Origin of the sequence: Pseudomonas sp. GM78, assembly GCF_000282475.1 — a bacterium.
GTDB lineage: Bacteria > Pseudomonadota > Gammaproteobacteria > Pseudomonadales > Pseudomonadaceae > Aquipseudomonas.
Genome location: NZ_AKJF01000087.1, coordinates 20,547 through 37,640, shown reverse-complemented (window position 1 = coordinate 37,640; position 17,094 = coordinate 20,547). Strand labels below are relative to the sequence as shown.

Annotated in this window: 14 protein-coding genes, 1 pseudogene and 1 riboswitch; of the genes and pseudogenes, 12 read left to right on the top strand and 3 right to left on the bottom strand. The window is 62.9% G+C overall.

Translation table 11 applies throughout. The features are described from left to right. Positions 1-68: 68 nt before the first annotated feature. The 4 genes and pseudogenes from PMI35_RS16815 to PMI35_RS16830 all read left to right on the top strand — a co-directional run. Positions 69-692: pseudogene (locus tag PMI35_RS16815) on the top strand (Bug family tripartite tricarboxylate transporter substrate binding protein); the annotation flags it as partial. Positions 693-750: 58 nt separating this feature from the next. After that, positions 751-1,209: a tripartite tricarboxylate transporter TctB family protein gene (locus PMI35_RS16820; RefSeq protein ID WP_008059452.1), complete on the top strand. Its 459-nt coding sequence runs from the start codon at positions 751-753 to the stop codon at positions 1,207-1,209. A 1-nt stretch (position 1,210) separates the two neighbouring features. After that, complete coding sequence (locus PMI35_RS16825) at positions 1,211-2,725, top strand: tripartite tricarboxylate transporter permease (protein ID WP_008059450.1); 1,515 nt, start codon at positions 1,211-1,213, stop codon at positions 2,723-2,725. After that, positions 2,718-3,761, top strand: a complete 1,044-nt coding sequence (locus PMI35_RS16830; protein ID WP_008059448.1) for an AbrB family transcriptional regulator — start codon at positions 2,718-2,720, stop codon at positions 3,759-3,761. The genes PMI35_RS16825 and PMI35_RS16830 overlap by 8 nt, the downstream gene beginning before the upstream one ends. A 122-nt stretch (positions 3,762-3,883) precedes the next feature. Here the strand turns inward: PMI35_RS16830 and ung are convergent, their stop codons facing one another. Beyond that, positions 3,884-4,576 carry a uracil-DNA glycosylase gene (gene ung / locus PMI35_RS16835; protein ID WP_008059446.1) on the bottom strand — a complete coding sequence of 231 codons (693 nt, stop codon included), beginning with the start codon at positions 4,574-4,576 and terminating at the stop codon, positions 3,884-3,886. A 132-nt stretch (positions 4,577-4,708) separates the two neighbouring features. On the opposite strand from ung, the gene PMI35_RS16840 reads away from it, so the two are divergent. Then, on the top strand, positions 4,709-5,821 hold the full coding sequence (locus PMI35_RS16840) for an enoyl-CoA hydratase/isomerase family protein (protein ID WP_008059444.1): 1,113 nt from the start codon (positions 4,709-4,711) through the stop codon (positions 5,819-5,821). A gap of 49 nt (positions 5,822-5,870) precedes the next feature. Here PMI35_RS16840 and PMI35_RS16845 read toward each other — a convergent pair whose 3' ends face one another. Together PMI35_RS16845 and PMI35_RS16850 are read right to left on the bottom strand one after the other, a co-directional pair. After that, positions 5,871-6,317, bottom strand: coding sequence for a hypothetical protein (locus PMI35_RS16845; RefSeq protein WP_008059442.1), 447 nt, complete (start codon positions 6,315-6,317; stop codon positions 5,871-5,873). A gap of 168 nt (positions 6,318-6,485) precedes the next feature. Beyond that, on the bottom strand, positions 6,486-6,713 hold the full coding sequence (locus PMI35_RS16850; RefSeq protein WP_008059434.1) for a hypothetical protein: 228 nt from the start codon (positions 6,711-6,713) through the stop codon (positions 6,486-6,488). Between the two features lie 277 nt (positions 6,714-6,990). After that, positions 6,991-7,091, top strand: a riboswitch (guanidine-I (ykkC/yxkD leader). A 60-nt stretch (positions 7,092-7,151) separates the two neighbouring features. Between PMI35_RS16850 and PMI35_RS16855 the strand changes: the two genes are divergently transcribed. The 7 genes from PMI35_RS16855 (at position 7,152) to atzF (ending at position 16,945) form a co-directional block, all read left to right on the top strand. Beyond that, positions 7,152-8,219: a putative urea ABC transporter substrate-binding protein gene (locus tag PMI35_RS16855; protein WP_008059433.1), complete on the top strand. Its 1,068-nt coding sequence runs from the start codon at positions 7,152-7,154 to the stop codon at positions 8,217-8,219. 15 nt (positions 8,220-8,234) lie between these two features. Then, positions 8,235-9,050: an ABC transporter permease gene (locus PMI35_RS16860; protein ID WP_008059431.1), complete on the top strand. Its 816-nt coding sequence runs from the start codon at positions 8,235-8,237 to the stop codon at positions 9,048-9,050. Continuing rightward, on the top strand, positions 9,047-9,835 hold the full coding sequence (locus PMI35_RS16865; protein WP_008059428.1) for an ABC transporter ATP-binding protein: 789 nt from the start codon (positions 9,047-9,049) through the stop codon (positions 9,833-9,835). The genes PMI35_RS16860 and PMI35_RS16865 overlap by 4 nt, the downstream gene beginning before the upstream one ends. 12 nt (positions 9,836-9,847) lie before the next feature. Continuing rightward, complete coding sequence (locus tag PMI35_RS16870; protein WP_008059427.1) at positions 9,848-10,573, top strand: urea amidolyase associated protein UAAP1; 726 nt, start codon at positions 9,848-9,850, stop codon at positions 10,571-10,573. An 11-nt stretch (positions 10,574-10,584) separates the two neighbouring features. Further along, positions 10,585-11,226, top strand: coding sequence for an urea amidolyase associated protein UAAP2 (locus tag PMI35_RS16875; protein ID WP_008059426.1), 642 nt, complete (start codon positions 10,585-10,587; stop codon positions 11,224-11,226). Positions 11,227-11,500: 274 nt separating this feature from the next. Continuing rightward, a complete protein-coding gene (gene uca, locus PMI35_RS16880) occupies positions 11,501-15,142 on the top strand; it encodes an urea carboxylase (RefSeq protein WP_008059425.1) in 3,642 nt (1,213 codons plus the stop codon). 24 nt (positions 15,143-15,166) lie between these two features. Continuing rightward, on the top strand, positions 15,167-16,945 hold the full coding sequence (atzF, locus tag PMI35_RS16885) for an allophanate hydrolase (RefSeq protein ID WP_008059424.1): 1,779 nt from the start codon (positions 15,167-15,169) through the stop codon (positions 16,943-16,945). The last annotated feature ends 149 nt before the right edge of the window (positions 16,946-17,094 follow it).

Sequence of the window (17,094 nt, the reverse complement as noted above, 5' to 3'; positions counted from 1 at the left end):
TTTTTTTTTAATGATACGGCGACCACCGAGATCTACACTCTTTCCCTACACGACGCTCTTCCGATCTCGTTGAAACCATAGCCGGCGCCATCGCGGTGAAAAGCGATTCGCCCTACAAGACCCTGGACGATCTGGTACAGGCGCTGAAGAAAGATCCGAGCAAAGTGGTGATCGGTTCCGGCGGAACCGTCGGCAGCCAGGACTGGATGCAGACTGCCCTGATCGCCAAGGCCGCCGGGATCAACCCCCGTGACCTGCGTTACGTGGCCCTCGAAGGCGGCGGTGAAATCGCCACCGCCCTGCTTGGCGGCCACATCCAGGTCGGCAGCACCGACATCTCCGACTCCATGCCGCACATCCAGAGCGGCGACATGCGCCTGCTGGCAGTGTTCTCCGACAAGCGCCTGGACGAGCCGGAAATGAAAGACATTCCGACCGCCAGGGAACAAGGCTACGACATCGTCTGGCCGGTGGTACGCGGCTTCTACCTCGGGCCAAAAGTCAGCGATGAAGACTACGCCTGGTGGAAAGACTCCTTCGACAAACTGCTGGCTTCGCCTGAGTTCGCCAAGCTGCGCGATCAGCGTGAACTGTTCCCGTTCGCCATGACCGGCCCGGAACTGGACACCTACGTGAAGAAGCAGGTAGCGGACTACAAAGTGCTGGCCAAAGAGTTCGGCCTAATCCAGTGATCGTCCCTGTCTAGCGACCACGGCTGGCGATTGCGCCGCCGTGGCCCAGGAGTTCCCCATGCTCTTACAACGCATTTTTGCTTCGGTGCTGTTGCTGGCCTGCCTGAGCCTCGTGGCGATGGCCTGGCCTTACCAGGCACCTTTTTCCTACGAACCGATCGGCCCTCGCGCCTTCCCCCTGCTGATGCTGGGGCTGATGGGCCTGGCGCTGGTGTACATGGTGTATCGCCCCTCGGCCATCAAGCACACCGATGAAGACCCACCGATGGACCGCGAAACCCTGACCAAGATCGGTGTTTGCGTGCTGTTGCTGCTGGTCTTCGCCGGGCTGTTCGAACCCCTGGGCTTCATCCTCAGCAGCATGCTGGTCGGCATTCCCATGGCGCGCCTGTACGGCGGGCGCTGGTTGCCCGGGGCGGTGATCATCAGCCTGATGAGCGTCGGTCTGTACCTGCTGTTCGACAAAGTCATGGACGTGCCACTGCCTCTGGGCCTGCTCGACGTTCTGGAGAACTGATATGGATACGCTTGGTTACTTGAGTCACGGCTTCGGCGTCGCACTGACCCCTTACAACCTGGTGACCGCACTCAGCGGCACGCTGATCGGCACCGTCGTCGGCCTGCTGCCGGGACTGGGCCCGATCAATGGCGTTGCGTTGCTGATCCCGATCGCCTTCGCCCTGGGCCTGCCGCCGGAATCGGCGCTGATCCTGCTGGCGGCGGTGTACCTGGGTTGCGAATACGGCGGCCGGATCAGTTCGATCCTGCTGAACATTCCGGGCGAAGCCTCTACCGTGATGACCACCCTCGACGGCTACCCGATGGCCCGTCAGGGCCTGGCCGGTGTGGCACTGTCGCTGTCGGCGTGGAGTTCGTTCATCGGCGCCTTCATCGCCACCTGCGGGATGGTGGTGTTCGCACCGATGCTGGCGAAATGGGCGATTGCCTTCGGTCCGGCGGAGTACTTCGTGCTGATGGTGTTTGCGATTGTCTGCCTCGGCGGCATGGCCGGCGATCGACCCCTGAAGACGTTCATTGCAGCGCTGATCGGGTTGTTCCTGTCCACCGTCGGCATCGATGCCAACAGCGGCGTGTACCGCTTCACCGGCGACAACATCCACCTCACCGACGGCATTCAATTCGTGGTGCTGGTGCTGGGCCTGTTCTCCATCAGCGAAATCCTGTTGCTGCTGGAAAAAACCCACCGCGGCCAGGAAGCCTTCCAGGCCACCGGGCGCATGCTGTTCAACTTCAAGGAAGCCGCTTCGGTGTTCTGGGTGAACATGCGTTGCGGCGTGCTCGGCTTCATCATGGGCGTGTTGCCGGGAGCCGGCGCGACGCTGGCCAGCGCCGTGGCCTACATGACCGAAAAACGCATTGCCGGCCCGAACGGTAAATTCGGCCAAGGCGACAAACGCGGCCTGGCGGCCCCGGAAACCGCCATCGGCGCCGAAGCCTGCGGCGCACTGGTGCCGATGCTGACCCTCGGCGTTCCAGGTTCGGGCACCACGGCGGTGATGATCGGCGCCCTGTCGCTGTACAACATCACCCCGGGGCCACTGCTGTTCCAACAGCAACCGGACATCGTCTGGGGCCTGATCGCGTCGTTGTTCATCGCCAACATCATGCTGGTGATCCTCAACATCCCGATGATCCGCATCTTCACCAAGATCCTCGCCGTGCCGAACTGGGCGCTGGTGCCGATGATCGCGATCATCACCGCCATCGGCGTCTACGCCGTGCATGCCACGACGTTCGACCTGTTCCTGATGATCGGTATCGGCATCTTCGGCTACATCCTGCGCAAGCTGGACTTCCCGTTGTCGCCGGTGCTGCTGGGCTTCATCCTCGGTGGCTTGATGGAACAGAACCTGCGTCGGGCCCTGTCGATCTCCAACGGTTCGCTGGATATCCTCTGGTCGAGCGGGATCACCGTCGGTGTCTGGGGGTTGATCGTGGTCATGCTGTTGGTGCCGATCGTGCGGATCTGGCGCAAACGTTCGGTGGCACGGCGCGTTATCGCCGATGTCTGATCGAACACCCTTCAAAGCCTGGTGGGGTACCCCGCTGGTCGGCCTGCTGGGCGGATTCCTCGCCAGCCAGGTCGGCTGGCCGCTGCCGTGGATGGTCGGCTCGTTGCTGGCGATCATCCTGGTGCGCTGCCTGACACCCTGGCAACTGGCGGAAATCCCTGGCGGGCGCAAGTGCGGCCAGTGGATCGTCGGTATCGGCATTGGCCTGCACTTCACCCCGGTGGTGATGGAGCAGGTGCTGAGTCATTTCGGCCTGATCTTCTTCGGTGCGTTGGTCACCAGCCTCTCGGCGGTGGTCGGGGTCTGGCTGATGCGCCGCACCGGCGAAGATCGCGCCACTGCATTTTTTTCCAGCATGCCCGGCGGTTCCGGCGAGATGGTCAACCTCGGCGCACGCAATGGCGCGGTGCTCAGTCGGGTGGCCGCGGGACAGAGTTTGCGGGTACTGGTGGTGGTCCTTTGCGTTCCGGCAGCGTTCAAATACCTGCTGGGTGACGGCGCACCGATTTCCCACGCCGGCAGCATCGATTGGCGCTGGCTGGCGGTGTTGTTTCCGGCAGGAGCGGCGGCGGCCTGGATCTGGGAGCGTCTGCGCCAACCCAATCCCTGGCTGTTCGGCCCTTTGCTGGTGAGCGCGGCGGTCAGCATCGGTTGGGACCTGCACATCGGCTTGCCCAACGGCGGCAGCCAGATCGGCCAATGGCTGATTGGCAGCGGCCTGGGCTGTCACTTCAATCGGCAGTTTTTCCGTCGCGCGCCTTCGTTCATGGGGCGGACATTGATCGGCACGGTGCTGACCATGCTGATCGCCACGGCGGCTGCGCTGGGCTTGAGTGCGCTGACTCACCTGGACTTGCGCTCGCTGACCCTGGGCATGATGCCCGGCGGGATTGCCGAGATGAGCCTGACGGCAGAAACCTTGCAACTGTCGGTGCCGTTGGTCACGGCGATGCAGGTGATGCGGTTGTTGTTCGTGTTGTTTCTGGCGGAGCCGTTGTTCAAGTATTGGAACCGCAACCCGGATTCAGACAGCTAAACCGAGTCGCCTTCATCGCGGGCAAGCCCGCTCCCACAGGTCCATTGGTGGATACAGAATTTGTAAGCACCCTCGAACCCTGTGGGAGCGGGCTTGCCCGCGATGGGGCCCTCAAGCCGACATCAAACCGGTGGCAACCGCCACTCGATCGGCGTCTCGCCATTCTGCTCCAGGAACTTGTTGGTCCGGCTGAAGTGCCCGCAACCCAGAAAGCCACGATAGGCCGACAGCGGTGACGGGTGCACCGAGGTCAGCACCAGGTGCTTGGTGGCATCGATCAGCTTCTGTTTGCTCTGGGCATGGGCGCCCCACAGCATGAACACCAGATGCGGCTGTCGCTGGCTGACCACTTCAATGACCCGGTCGGTGAAAAACTGCCAGCCCTTGTCCTTGTGCGCGTTGGCGTTGGCACGCTCCACAGTCATGGTGGTATTGAGCATCAACACGCCCTGCTCGGCCCAGCTTTGCAGGTAGCCGTGGCTGGGGATGTCGATGTTCAGGTCGCGCTTCAACTCCTTGTAGATATTGACCAGCGACGGCGGCGCCGGCACACCCGGTTGCACCGAAAAGCACAGGCCGTGGGCCTGGCCCGGGCCGTGATAGGGGTCCTGGCCGAGAATGACCACCTTGACCTTGTCCAGCGGCGTGGAATTGAGCGCGTTGAAGATCATCGGGCCCGGCGGATAGATTTCCTTGCCTGCCGCCCGCTCGTCCTGGAGGAATTTTCGCAACTCTGCCATGTAGGGCTGGTCGAATTCGGCACGCAGTGCCTCCTTCCAGCTCGGTTCGAGTTTGATACGGTCGTCAGCAGTCATGGTTACATCCGGCAAAAACAATGGGGCGAACCCTAGGAAAGCCCATCACGCTTGTCAATTGATCTGACACCGATCCGGCACTTTCCCGCACAGCGATCATACTTAACCCTCAAATTCCCGAGCGAGGTCACGATGAATCTGCACTTCGAAGAACTCACCGGCACGGACGGCGCCCGCATCGGCATTGCCACCCTGGATGCGGAAAAATCGTTGAACGCCCTGTCGCTGCCGATGATCAACGCCCTGCGTGACCGGTTGGACGCCTGGGCCAAGGAACCGCAAATCGTCTGCGTCCTGTTGCGCGGCAAGGGCATCAAGGCCTTCTGCGCCGGCGGTGAAGTGCGCAGCCTGGTCGAGGCCTGTCGTGCCCACCCGGGTGAAGTGCCGACGCTGGCCGCGCACTTCTTCAACTCGGAATATCGCCTGGACTTCAGCCTGCACACCTATCCCAAACCGTTGATCTGCTGGGGGCACGGCTATGTGCTCGGCGGCGGCATGGGCCTGTTGCAGGGGGCAGGCATTCGCATTGTCACGCCGAGCAGTCGCCTGGCGATGCCGGAGATCAGTATCGGCCTGTACCCGGACGTGGGCGCCAGTTGGTTCCTGTCGCGCCTGCCGGGCAAGCTCGGCTTGTTTCTCGGCCTGACCGGTGCCCATATGAACGGTCGCGATGCGATCGATCTGGACCTGGCCGACCGCTTCCTGCTCGACGAACAACAGGAAGACCTGATCGAAGGCCTGCTGCAGTTGAATTGGCAGGAACAGACGCCGATGCAGCTCAACAGCCTGCTCAAGGCCTTGCAGCAGAAAGCCGTGGCGCAACTGCCCCAGGCCCAGTGGCTGCCACGCCGCGAGCAGATCGATGAACTGCTGGATGTCAGTGATGTGCGTTGCGCCTGGAAGGCCATTGCCACGCTGCGCGATCACACCGACCTGCTGCTCAACCGCGCCGCGCGGACCATGAGCGAAGGCTCGCCGCTGACCGCTCATCTGGTCTGGGAGCAGATCAAACGTGCCAGGCACCTGTCACTGGCGCAAGTCTTCCAGATGGAATACACCCTGAGCCTCAACTGCTGTCGTCATCCGGAATTCAGCGAAGGCGTGCGTGCACGGTTGATCGACAAGGATCAGAAGCCGCATTGGCACTGGCCGGACGTCAACAACGTGCCGGATGCGGTGGTGGAGGCGCACTTTCATAAAACCTGGGAAGGCCGGCATCCATTGGCGGATTTGTCGGAATACTGAATAACTGTGGGAGCCTGATGGCTCCCACTGAAATGGCGTTCAAACCGGACTAACGGCGATTACCCCGGCCGTCGTGATCGCCGCGGCCATTGCGGTCGCCTCGACGATCGTGATTGTCGTTTCGGCCACGACGATGATCATTGTCCCAGCCGCCACGATTGCGCCCGTCCCAACCCTGGTTCTGATGCACCCTGTAGTCCGGCCGGGACTGATAGTAACGGGGAGCCGGCTGGTAATAGCGCGGCGCCGGTTGATAAACCCGCGGCTGGTGGTAGTAGCGCGGCGTCGGCTGGTAGTACCGTGCTGGCGGCGCGTAGTACCGGCGCGGTGGAGTGTAATAACCGCCGCCGTTGTAGTAGTAGGAGTTACCGCCGGCGTAGTAAGGCGCCGGCGATGAATAGACCTCTGAACCGTAGTAACCGCCTCCATCGGAATAAGCTACGCATCCACCCAGTGACAAACCCAACACGGCAATGAGAAGAATTCGTCGATACATTGGCGGCCTCCTGGACCGCGAGTGAGCCATACCAGCGACGCTGGCAGGCGACAGTCAAAGATTCTGCGACTGTCGATAAATCAGACATCGAATTCGAGAGCTGGTGCGTTCTTGCAACACGCTGAAACATCTCGCCGATGAAAGGTTTTTCATCTATTCACACGCTGATTAATGGTGGCCATGTCGATATCCACCGCCGTAATAACGCGGCGCGTGACCACCCCAATAGTAATAGCGATAGCCGCCATAGAAGCGCGGGCCGCCGTAGTAGTAATAAGGCGAATAACCGGGATAGTAATAAGGTGCGGGATACGCGACGTCGTAGCCGCCGGAATAGTAATAACAACCGGCCAGGCCCAAGCCGAGTACACAGCCGAGCAACAATCGACGAAACATGGCGGCCTCCTGAAAGACCTACAACCGGTACAGGCCGGCTGTCACTTGTTTTGACTCGCTTTCCCCGACCAAGTGCAGCGCCCCGGCAACCTTCGGATCAGCGGCCGGCACGTCCCATTGCGGTGCAGCCGCGCACCATCACAAGGCAAGCGCAGGCGGCCCTTCTACATCTCCAGTCCACCAATCCCGCGGGCCAGAGCGCTTCTGCCGACTTGGCACGTCTCTCGCTTTAGTAACGGTGTGCAGGAGTCATCACAGGTTCGCGGCACCACAATTTGCAATGGCTGACTAGGGTTCCGGCTCGCAAGCGCGAGTGACTGGTCCGAGAGTTGGCGACCTCCAGTTGAGGTTACACGGCGGGACAAAAGCCCGGGAGACAAGCCACCGTTCGCGGTGCCGCTGCCTTCCTGTCCGCCCTTGATCAACTGGAGAACCACCATGTCCCAGCATCGTTTACCCGCCCTGCTCGCCGCGGCCTTCGCCGCCCTCGTGAGCCTCTCGTCCCACGCCGCCCCAAAAGACCACTTCAGCGTCTGCTGGACGATCTACGCCGGCTGGATGCCCTGGGAATACGCCGGCAGCCAAGGCATCGTCGACAAGTGGGCGAAGAAGTACGGCATCAAGATCGATGTGGTGCAGCTCAACGACTACGTCGAATCGATCAACCAGTACACCGCCGGCCAGTTCGATGGCTGCACCATGACCAACATGGATGCGCTGACCATTCCGGCCGCTGGCGGCGTCGACAGCACCGCGCTGATCGTCAGCGACTTCTCCAACGGCAACGACGGCATCGTGCTCAAGGGCGAAGGCAGGAAAGTCGCCGATCTCAAGGGTGCGGACGTCAACCTGGTCGAGCTCTCGGTGTCGCATTACCTGCTGGCCAGGGCCCTGGATTCGGTGGACCTGACCGAGAAAGACCTGAAGGTGGTCAACACCTCCGACGCCGATATCTCCGCCGCCTTCAACACCGATCAGGTCAGCGCCGTCACCACCTGGAACCCGATGCTGTCGGACATCAAGGCCAAGCCCGGGGTGACCGAAGTGTTCAATTCCAGCCAGATCCCCGGCGAGATCATGGACATGATGGTGGTCAACTCCCAGACCCTCAAGGACAACCCGGCCCTGGGCAAGGCACTGACCGGCGCCTGGTTCGAAGTGGTCGAGTTGATGAACGCGAAAAACGCCGCGGGCAAGGCCGCACTGGAGCACATGGCCAAGGCCTCGGGCACCGATCTGGCCGGTTTCCAGGCGCAACTGGACACCACCAAATTGTTCGCCACCCCTCAGGAGGCCCTGGCGTTCAGCACCAGCCAGCAACTGCCGGAAACCATGCGCAAGGTCGCCGAGTTTTCCTTCCAGCACGGCTTGCTCGGTGAAGGCGCCAAAGACACCAGCGCAGTCGGCATGGCCTTCGCCAACGGGGTGACCAGCGGCGACAAGGGCAACCTCAAGCTGCGTTTCGACCCCAGCTACGTGCAGATGGCTGCCGACGCCAAGTTGTAACCAGAGGACTTGGCCATGCGCCTGATCAATCGCCACCCGGATCGCCCGAGTCGCCTGTTGCTGGTGATCCTGCCGTTCGCCCTGCTGCTGTTCGCCTACTTCATGGGCTCGGCCGAGCGCCTGGCGGACAACCCCAACGACAAACTGCTGCCCAGCGCCGTGCAAATGAGCGACGCGGTCAAGCGCCTGGCCTTCGTTGCCGACAGCCGCACCGGCGAATACCTGCTGTGGCAGGACAGCGCTTCCAGCCTGCGACGCCTGGCCATCGGCCTGGGCATCAGCGCGCTGGCCGGGTTGTGCCTGGGCATCGCCGCCGGCACCCTGCCGTTGTTCGGCGCGCCGTTGTCACCCTTGCTGACCGTGCTGTCGATGGTGCCGCCGCTGGCGATCCTGCCGATCCTGTTCATCGTCTTCGGCCTGGGGGAATTGTCGAAAGTGATGCTGATCGTGATCGGCATCACCCCGGCCCTGGCCCGCGACCTGGAACAGCGCGCCCGGGAAATCCCCGTGGAACTGCTGATCAAGGCCCAGACCCTCGGCGCATCGACCTGGACCCTGATGTTGCGGGTGGTCCTGCCGCAGCTGCTGCCGCGCCTGCTGATCTCGCTGCGGCTGATGCTGGGTTCGGCATGGCTGTTCCTGATTGCCGCCGAAGCCATCGCCTCCACCGACGGCCTCGGCTACCGGATTTTCCTGGTGCGCCGCTACCTGGCGATGGACGTGATCTTGCCGTACGTGGTGTGGATCACCCTGCTCGCCTGGCTGATGGATTGGGGCCTCAAACGCCTGACCCTGCGGGCATTCCCCTGGTATGAAGGAGCGCGGGCATGAGCTTCATCACGGTGAACAATGTCTGGCAGCAATACGCCGACCAGGTGGTGCTCGAAGGCCTGAACCTGAGTGTCAACGAGGGTGAGTTCTGCACCCTGGTGGGCGCTTCCGGTTGCGGTAAATCGACCTTCCTGCGCCTGTTGCTTGGCCAGGAGCGCGCCAGTCGTGGCCAGATCCTGCTTGACGGCCAACCACTGGCCGCTGAACCGGACGCCAGCCGTGGCGTGGTGTTCCAGCGCTACTCGGTGTTCCCGCACTTGAGCGTGCTGGACAATGTCGCCCTCGGTCTTGAATTGCCGCGCTCAGGACTGCTGGGCCGGTTGTTCGGCCATGGGAAAAAAGACGCCCGCGAACAGGCCTCGGTCCTGCTGCACAAAGTCGGCCTCGGTCATTCGCTGGACAAGTACCCGGCGCAACTGTCCGGCGGCATGCAACAACGCCTCGCCATCGCCCAGGCACTGATCATGAAGCCGCGGGTATTGCTGCTCGATGAACCCTTCGGCGCCCTCGATCCGGGCATCCGCAAAGACATGCACACCTTGCTCCTGGAGCTGTGGCGCGAGACCCAATTGACCGTGTTCATGGTCACCCACGACCTGTCCGAAGGCTTCAGCCTCGGCACCCGTTTGCTGGTGTTCGACAAAGTCCGCGTCGACCCGCACGCCCCCGGCGCCTATGGCGCGCGCATCACCTACGACATCCCTTTGAACAGCGACCGCCGCGCCCAGCGTGCCGCCGTCGACGCCCTGCCGGCGCCATTGGCAGGCACGCTTCGTATTGCTTAGAGGAATTTTGAAATGACTGATTCGACCCAACTGTTCCCGCCCTTCGCCGAAGAAATGCTGCCCGGCGGCGGCCACCGCTCCTTCGTGCTCAAACGCGGCCAACTGCTGCGCCTGACCGACCTGCGCGGCGGAGCCAACGTCAGCCTGACGCTGCTCAACGCCAATGAAAAAACCGAACGCCTGAACCTGCCCGACAGCCTCAAATGCCAACACACGGCCAAGCTCACCGCCGGCCATTGCCTGTACTCGGACATGGGCCGCGTGCTGGCCGCCATCACCGCCGACACCTGCGGCTGGAGCGACAGCCTCGGCGGCGTGCTCTGCGCTGACGAAGTGGCGCAAAAATACGGCGTCGGCCGCTATCAGGAACTGCGCAACGGCTTCTTTCGCAATGGTACCGACAACCTGCTGGTGGAACTGGGCAAGTGGGGGCTGGGCCTGTCCGACCTGCTGATGACCCTCAACCTGTTCAGCCGGGTGAACGTCGACGACGCCGGGCGTTTTCATTTCGTCGAGGGCAACTCGAAGGCCGGCGACTACATCGAGTTGTACGCGCCGATGGACACCCTGGTGGTGCTCACCGCCCTGCAACATCCGATGGACCCGACGCCGGAATATGCGCCCAAGCCGCTGAAGCTCAGCTGGATGAACGCCGAGCCCAGCGTCGCCGAACACTGCCGCACCTCGCGCCCGGAAAACGAGCGCGGCTTCATCAACACCGACCGCCTGTTCGCCTGAGGATCGCTGCCATGTCACTTGCAATCGCCACATCGCCAAAGCAACCGGAAGCAGCGATCTACCGCGCGACCATTCCCGCCGGCGAACCCTGGCTGATGGAGGTCAAGGCCGGCCAGACCCTGCGCATCCTCGACCTGGAAGGCAACCAGGCCGTCGACACCCTGTTCTACAGCGTCGCCAACCCCAAGGAACGCTACGACGTGCAGCGCACGTTGCGCCGCCAGAACAGCGTGTACCTGAGCACCGGCAGCGTGCTGTATTCCAACCTCGGCAAGCCGATGCTGACGATCGTCGCCGACACTTGCGGCCGTCACGACACCTTGGGTGGCGCCTGCGCACAAGAGAGCAACACCGTGCGCTACGCCCTGGAAAAACGCTACATGCACAGTTGCCGCGACAACTACCTGCGCGCCTGCGTTCACGACGGGCGCCTGGGCAAAGGTGACATCGGGCCGAACATCAATTTCTTCATGAACGTACCGGTCACGGCGGACGGCGGGCTGACCTTCGAAGACGGGATTTCCGCACCGGGCAAATACGTCGACCTGCGCGCCGAGATGGACGTGATCGTGCTGATCTCCAACTGCCCACAACTGAACAACCCGTGCAACGCCTACAACCCGACCCCTGCGGAGCTGCTGGTATGGAACTGAGTCGTCTGCGCCGCTGGCTGTTCGCGCTGTGCCAGGCCCGTTCCGGCCAGTGCCTCAAACCTCAACAACACCACTAATCCCTGTGGGAGCGGGCTTGCCCGCGATAGCGGAGTGTCAGTCAACATCAATGTTGAATGTGATGGCCCCATCGCGGGCAAGCCCGCTCCCACAGGTTCGGAGTTGTTCGCAAGAAAATTGTTTTTTTCGCCGGGGACGACCCCGACGCTCATCGAAAAACTGCGGGACGGCCCGCATCCCCTCCAGGGGTTATGCCATGTTCGAAAAAGTCCTGATTGCCAATCGTGGCGCCATTGCCTGTCGCATCCTGCGCACCTTGCGCGAACTGCACGTTGCAGGCGTCGCCGTGTACTCCGAAGCCGACGCCGCGAGCCTGCACATCCTGCAAGCCGATGAAGCCCACAGCCTGGGTGAAGGCGCGGCGGCGGGCACTTATCTTGCCGTCGAGAAAGTCCTCGCCATCGCCAAGGCCACCGGCGCCACCGCGATCCATCCCGGCTACGGTTTTCTCTCGGAAAACGCCGCCTTCGCCCAAGCCTGCGAAGCCGCCGACATCGCCTTCATCGGCCCGACCCCGGAGCAGCTGCGGGTGTTCGGCCTCAAGCACACCGCCCGCGCCTTGGCCCGGCAACACGGCGTGCCAATGCTCGAAGGCACCGAACTGCTCGACAGCCTCGAAGCGGCATTGATCGCCGGCGAGCAAGTAGGTTATCCGGTGATGCTCAAAAGCACCGCCGGTGGCGGCGGCATCGGCATGCGGGTGTGTCGCAGCGCGGCCGAATTGAGCGAGTCCTTCGAAGCGGTCAAGCGCCTGGGGCAGAACAATTTCAGCGATGCCGGCGTGTTCATCGAGAAGTACATCCAGCGCGCCCGGCATCTGGAAGTGCAGGTATTTGGCGACGGTCGCGGCGAGGTGATTGCCCTCGGTGTGCGCGACTGCTCGGTGCAGCGGCGCAACCAGAAAGTCCTCGAAGAAACCCCGGCGCCGAACCTGCCCGAGGGCATGGCCGACGAACTGTGCGCGGCGGCGATAAAACTGGCCAAGGCGGTGAATTACCGCAGCGCCGGCACGGTCGAGTTCGTGTTCGACAGCGATGCCCGGCGGTTCTACTTCCTTGAAGTGAACACCCGCTTGCAGGTGGAACACGGCGTCACCGAACAAGTCTGGGGCGTCGACCTGGTGCGCTGGATGGTGCAACTGGCGGCCGGTGATCTGCCGCCGTTGAGCGAGTTGAGCCGGGGATTGAAAGCCGAGGGTCATGCGATTCAGGCACGGCTGTATGCCGAAGACCCGGGTCGGGATTTCCAACCGAGCCCCGGCTTACTCACTGCGGTCAATTTCCCCGTCGCCGATGGCAAACACCTGCGGATCGACACCTGGGTCGAGGCCGGCTGCGAGATCCCGCCCTACTTCGATCCGATGATCGCCAAGCTCATCAGTTGGGCACCGACCCGCGAACAAGCGGCTGCCGATCTGCACCAGGCCTTGGGTGAAAGCCTGCTCTACGGGGTGGAAACCAACTGTGATTACCTGAGGCAGATTCTGCTCGATGCGCCCTTCGCCAGCGGTCAGCCGTGGACCCGTTGCCTGGAAGGCCTGATGTATCAGGCCAACACCTTCGAAGTGCTCAGCGCCGGCACCCAGACCAGCGTCCAGGACTATCCCGGCCGCCTTGGCTATTGGGCGGTAGGCGTACCGCCATCGGGGCCGATGGACAGTCGCGCGTTGCGCCTGGGTAACCTGTTGCTGGGCAATGACGAAGGCTTTGCCGCGCTGGAAATCACCATGAGCGGGCCGTTGCTGCGCTTCAACTGCGACGCGGTCGTTGCCGTCACGGGCGCAGTGATTGCGCTGGCGCTGAACGGCGAAAGCGTGGCGATGAACACGGCGTTGTTGATTCCGGCCGGTGCCACGTTAAACCTCGGCACGATTGCCGGTGCTGGTGCGCGCAGCTATCTGTGCGTGCGCGGTGGCTTGCAGGTGCCGGATTACCTGGGCAGCAAAAGTACCTTCACCCTCGGCCAGTTTGGCGGGCATGGCGGCCGTGCCTTGCGAGCGGGTGATGTGTTGCACCTGCCGACGCTGAACGACCGCAGCGTCGGTGCGCAACTGCCTGAAATCCCTGAGTTGCCAGCCGTACGGCAAATTCGCGTGATCTACGGCCCCCATGGAGCGCCTGAATACTTCACGGAAAACTACATCGGCACGTTCTTCGCGACCCAGTGGGAAGTGCATTTCAACTCCAGCCGCACCGGCGTGCGTCTTATCGGGCCGAAACCGGAATGGGTGCGGGCTGACGGGGGGGAAGCAGGCTTGCATCCGTCGAACATCCACGACAATCCGTACGCCATCGGCGCAGTGGATTTCACCGGCGACATGCCGGTGATCCTGGGGCCGGACGGTCCGAGCCTGGGCGGATTCGTGTGCCCGGTGACGGTGATCGAGGCGGATCTTTGGCAGCTGGGGCAGCTCAAGGCGGGCGACAAGGTGCAGTTCCAACCGGTCGATCTCAAGACCGCCCGCAACCTCGCCGTGAAATGGAATTCCCCCTGTGGGAGTGAGCCTGCTCGCGATGACGGCAGCACAGCCAACGTTGATGAGACTGACACACCGCTATCGCGAGCAGGCTCACTCCTACAGGGGATTGTGTCGCCTGTTGTTTTGGAGTTGGATCAGGGAGACACGCGGCTCGTTGCACGGCTGTCGGGCGATACACACCTGCTCCTGGAAATCGGCGCCCCCGAGCTCGACCTCGTCCTGCGTTTTCGCGCCCACGCCCTCATGCAGGCCCTGGAAAGCAAACACCTGCACGGCGTGATCGACCTCACCCCAGGTATCCGCTCGCTGCAAGTGCACTACCAACCCGAGCAACTGCCACTGGCGGACCTGCTCGGCATCGTCGCCGGCGAATGGGACGCCGTGTGCGCCGCCAAAGACCTGCAGGTGCCCTCGCGCATCGTCCACTTGCCGCTGTCCTGGGACGACCCGGCCTGTCAGTTGGCCATCGAGAAATACATGACCACCGTGCGCAAGGACGCCCCCTGGTGCCCGAGCAACCTGGAGTTCATCCGCCGCATCAACGACCTGCCGAACCTCGATCAGGTGCAACGCACGGTGTTCGACGCAAGCTACCTGGTGATGGGCCTGGGCGATGTCTACCTCGGGGCCCCGGTCGCCACCCCGCTCGATCCGCGCCATCGCCTGGTGACCACCAAATACAACCCGGCCCGCACCTGGACCGCGGAAAATTCGGTGGGCATCGGTGGCGCCTACATGTGCGTGTACGGCATGGAAGGCCCCGGCGGTTATCAGTTCGTCGGGCGTACCCTGCAGATGTGGAATCGCTACCGCGAAGTCGCCGCGTTCGATGGCAAACCCTGGCTGCTGCGCTTCTTCGACCAGATCCGTTTCTACCCGGTCAGCGCCGATGAACTGTTGCGCATTCGCCGGGATTTCCCCCTCGGGCGCTTCCACCTGAACATCGAGCACAGTCAGCTGAACCTGGCTGATTACCAGGCCTTCCTGGCGCAGGAGGCCCAGGGCATCAACGCCTTTCGCGATCAGCAAAAAAGCGCATTCAACGCCGAACGCGAACGCTGGATCGCCAGCGGCCAGGCGCATTTCGACAGCGAAGAACTGGCCCCGGAGGTGACCGAAGACGCGCCACTGGCCAGCGGTCAACTGAGCGTCGACAGCCACATCGCTGGCAACCTCTGGCAGGTTCAGGTGCAAGCCGGGAACCGGGTCGAGGCCGGTGATGTGCTGGTGATCCTGGAGTCGATGAAGATGGAAATCCCGCTGCTCGCGCCCATAGCCGGCGTGGTGCGGGAGATTCGCGTGCAGCCGGGTTCGGCGGTGCGTGCCGGACAACGCGTCGTGGTGCTGGAACTCGACTGAACCCATTTCGAAAGGATGAATACCATGAACATCAATCTGCAACTCGACGCCCTGCGCAACGCCTACCGCGACGGCAGCACCACCCCCCGTCAATTGCTGCTGAGCCTTCGGGACAAAGCGGCGGCACTGAACCCGGACTATCGCCTGTTCATCCATTTGCTCAGCGCCGAAGAACTGGAACCCTACCTCGCCGCCCTCGACGGCCGCGACATCGACAGCCTGCCACTGTACGGCGTGCCGTTCGCGATCAAGGACAACATCGACCTGGCGGGCATTACAACCACCGCGGCCTGTCCGGCGTTTGCCTACGTACCGCAACGTTCGGCGACCATCGTCGAGCAACTGCTGACGCTGGGCGCCTTGCCCCTGGGCAAGACCAACCTCGATCAGTTCGCCACCGGCCTGAACGGCACTCGCTCGCCCTATGGCGCGTGCCCCAACAGCGTGCTGCCGGAGTATCCGTCCGGTGGTTCCAGCGCCGGTTCTTCACTGGCGGTGGCGCTCGGTGTCGCGAGCTTTTCCCTGGGCACCGACACCGCAGGCTCCGGGCGCGTGCCGGCGGCGTTGAACAATCTGGTGGGGATGAAAGCCACCAAGGGCCTGGTTTCCACCGCTGGTGTGGTGCCGGCCTGTCGCACTCTCGATTGCGTGACGACCTTTACCGCGACCGCCCGGGAGGCGAGCCAGTTGCTTGCATTGACCGCGAAACTCGACCCACGGGACGCCTACAGCCGCAGCAATCCGTTGTGGAATGACGGGTCGGCGTTCGGCGCAATGCGCGCGTTCCGTTTCGGTGTGCCCCGGGCGCAAGACCTGGAATTTTTCGGCTGCGCTGAAGGCCCGTTGTTGTTCGCCGATGCCGTCGAGCAACTCAAGGCCTTGGGCGGCGAAGCCGTGGAGCTGGACCTGTCGCCATTCCTCGAAGCGGCGCGCTTGCTGTACGAAGGCCCTTGGGTCGCCGAGCGCTATAGCGTGGCCGGCGAGCTGATGGAGGAAAACCCGCAAGCCGTGTTGCCGGTGATCCGCGCCGTACTGGCCAAGGCACCGGCGGTCAGCGGTGTGCAAACCTTCCGCGCGCAGTATCGACTGCAAGCGCTGAAAGCCCTGTGCGACAAAGCGCTGGAGGGTCTCGATTGCGTGGTCACGCCGACCATTGGCCGCCCGGTCACGCTGGCGGAACTCGACGCCGAACCGGTGCTGCGCAACAGCGAACTGGGCTACTACACCAACTTCATGAACCTGCTCGACTACGCCGCCGTCGCCGTGCCCAGCGCCTTCATGGACAACGGCCTGCCCTGGGGCGTGACCCTGTTCGGGCGGGCGTTCACCGATCAGTATCTGTTGAGCCTGGCCGATGGCTTGCAGCGCCAGCAAGGACTGGCGGCCCCGGCGCCGACCGCTGTTGCGCGCAATGACCGGGCGCGGCTGGTGGTCTGTGGCGCGCACCTGGACGGCTTGGCGTTGAACTTGCAGCTCAAGCAGCGTGGCGCGCGCCTGGTGGAAAGCACGTTCAGCTCAGCCGACTATCGACTGTATGCCCTGGCCGGTGGCCCGCCGTTTCGTCCGGGCATGGTTCGGGTCAAGGACGGCGGCGTGGCGGTTGCCGTGGAGGTCTGGGAACTGCCGAGCAGCGAACTGGGTTCGTTCCTGACCGGCATCCCGGCACCGTTGGGACTGGGCAAGGTGCAGCTGGCGGATGGCCGCTGGGAAAGCGGGTTTATCTGCGAGGCCTATGGGTTGGAGGGGGCGGCGGATATCAGCCATTTGGGCGGTTGGCGGGCCTACCTGAAAACCCTCGCCTGACCCGCTCCCTGTAGGAGCTGCCGCAGGCTGCGATCTTTTGATTTTTGCTGTCGAAAGAGCAACGTCAAAAGATCGCAGCCTGCGGCAGCTCCTACAGGGATTGTTTGCGTAATGCATGGGAACGACCATTCGCGACGTACATGGAGCAG

What these genes read in the sequence shown, in the direction of transcription:
- ung (WP_008059446.1), bottom strand. Translation starts at nt 4,576, where the DNA reads ATGACTGCTGACGACCGTATCAAACTCGAACCGAGCTGGAAGGAGGCA.
- PMI35_RS16875 (WP_008059426.1), top strand. Translation starts at nt 10,585, where the DNA reads ATGTCACTTGCAATCGCCACATCGCCAAAGCAACCGGAAGCAGCGATC.
- PMI35_RS16825 (WP_008059450.1), top strand. Translation starts at nt 1,211, where the DNA reads ATGGATACGCTTGGTTACTTGAGTCACGGCTTCGGCGTCGCACTGACC.
- PMI35_RS16870 (WP_008059427.1), top strand. Translation starts at nt 9,848, where the DNA reads ATGACTGATTCGACCCAACTGTTCCCGCCCTTCGCCGAAGAAATGCTG.
- PMI35_RS16850 (WP_008059434.1), bottom strand. Translation starts at nt 6,713, where the DNA reads ATGTTTCGTCGATTGTTGCTCGGCTGTGTACTCGGCTTGGGCCTGGCC.
- PMI35_RS16830 (WP_008059448.1), top strand. Translation starts at nt 2,718, where the DNA reads ATGTCTGATCGAACACCCTTCAAAGCCTGGTGGGGTACCCCGCTGGTC.
- uca (WP_008059425.1), top strand. Translation starts at nt 11,501, where the DNA reads ATGTTCGAAAAAGTCCTGATTGCCAATCGTGGCGCCATTGCCTGTCGC.
- PMI35_RS16865 (WP_008059428.1), top strand. Translation starts at nt 9,047, where the DNA reads ATGAGCTTCATCACGGTGAACAATGTCTGGCAGCAATACGCCGACCAG.
- PMI35_RS16820 (WP_008059452.1), top strand. Translation starts at nt 751, where the DNA reads ATGCTCTTACAACGCATTTTTGCTTCGGTGCTGTTGCTGGCCTGCCTG.
- atzF (WP_008059424.1), top strand. Translation starts at nt 15,167, where the DNA reads ATGAACATCAATCTGCAACTCGACGCCCTGCGCAACGCCTACCGCGAC.
- PMI35_RS16855 (WP_008059433.1), top strand. Translation starts at nt 7,152, where the DNA reads ATGTCCCAGCATCGTTTACCCGCCCTGCTCGCCGCGGCCTTCGCCGCC.
- PMI35_RS16840 (WP_008059444.1), top strand. Translation starts at nt 4,709, where the DNA reads ATGAATCTGCACTTCGAAGAACTCACCGGCACGGACGGCGCCCGCATC.
- PMI35_RS16860 (WP_008059431.1), top strand. Translation starts at nt 8,235, where the DNA reads ATGCGCCTGATCAATCGCCACCCGGATCGCCCGAGTCGCCTGTTGCTG.
- PMI35_RS16845 (WP_008059442.1), bottom strand. Translation starts at nt 6,317, where the DNA reads ATGTATCGACGAATTCTTCTCATTGCCGTGTTGGGTTTGTCACTGGGT.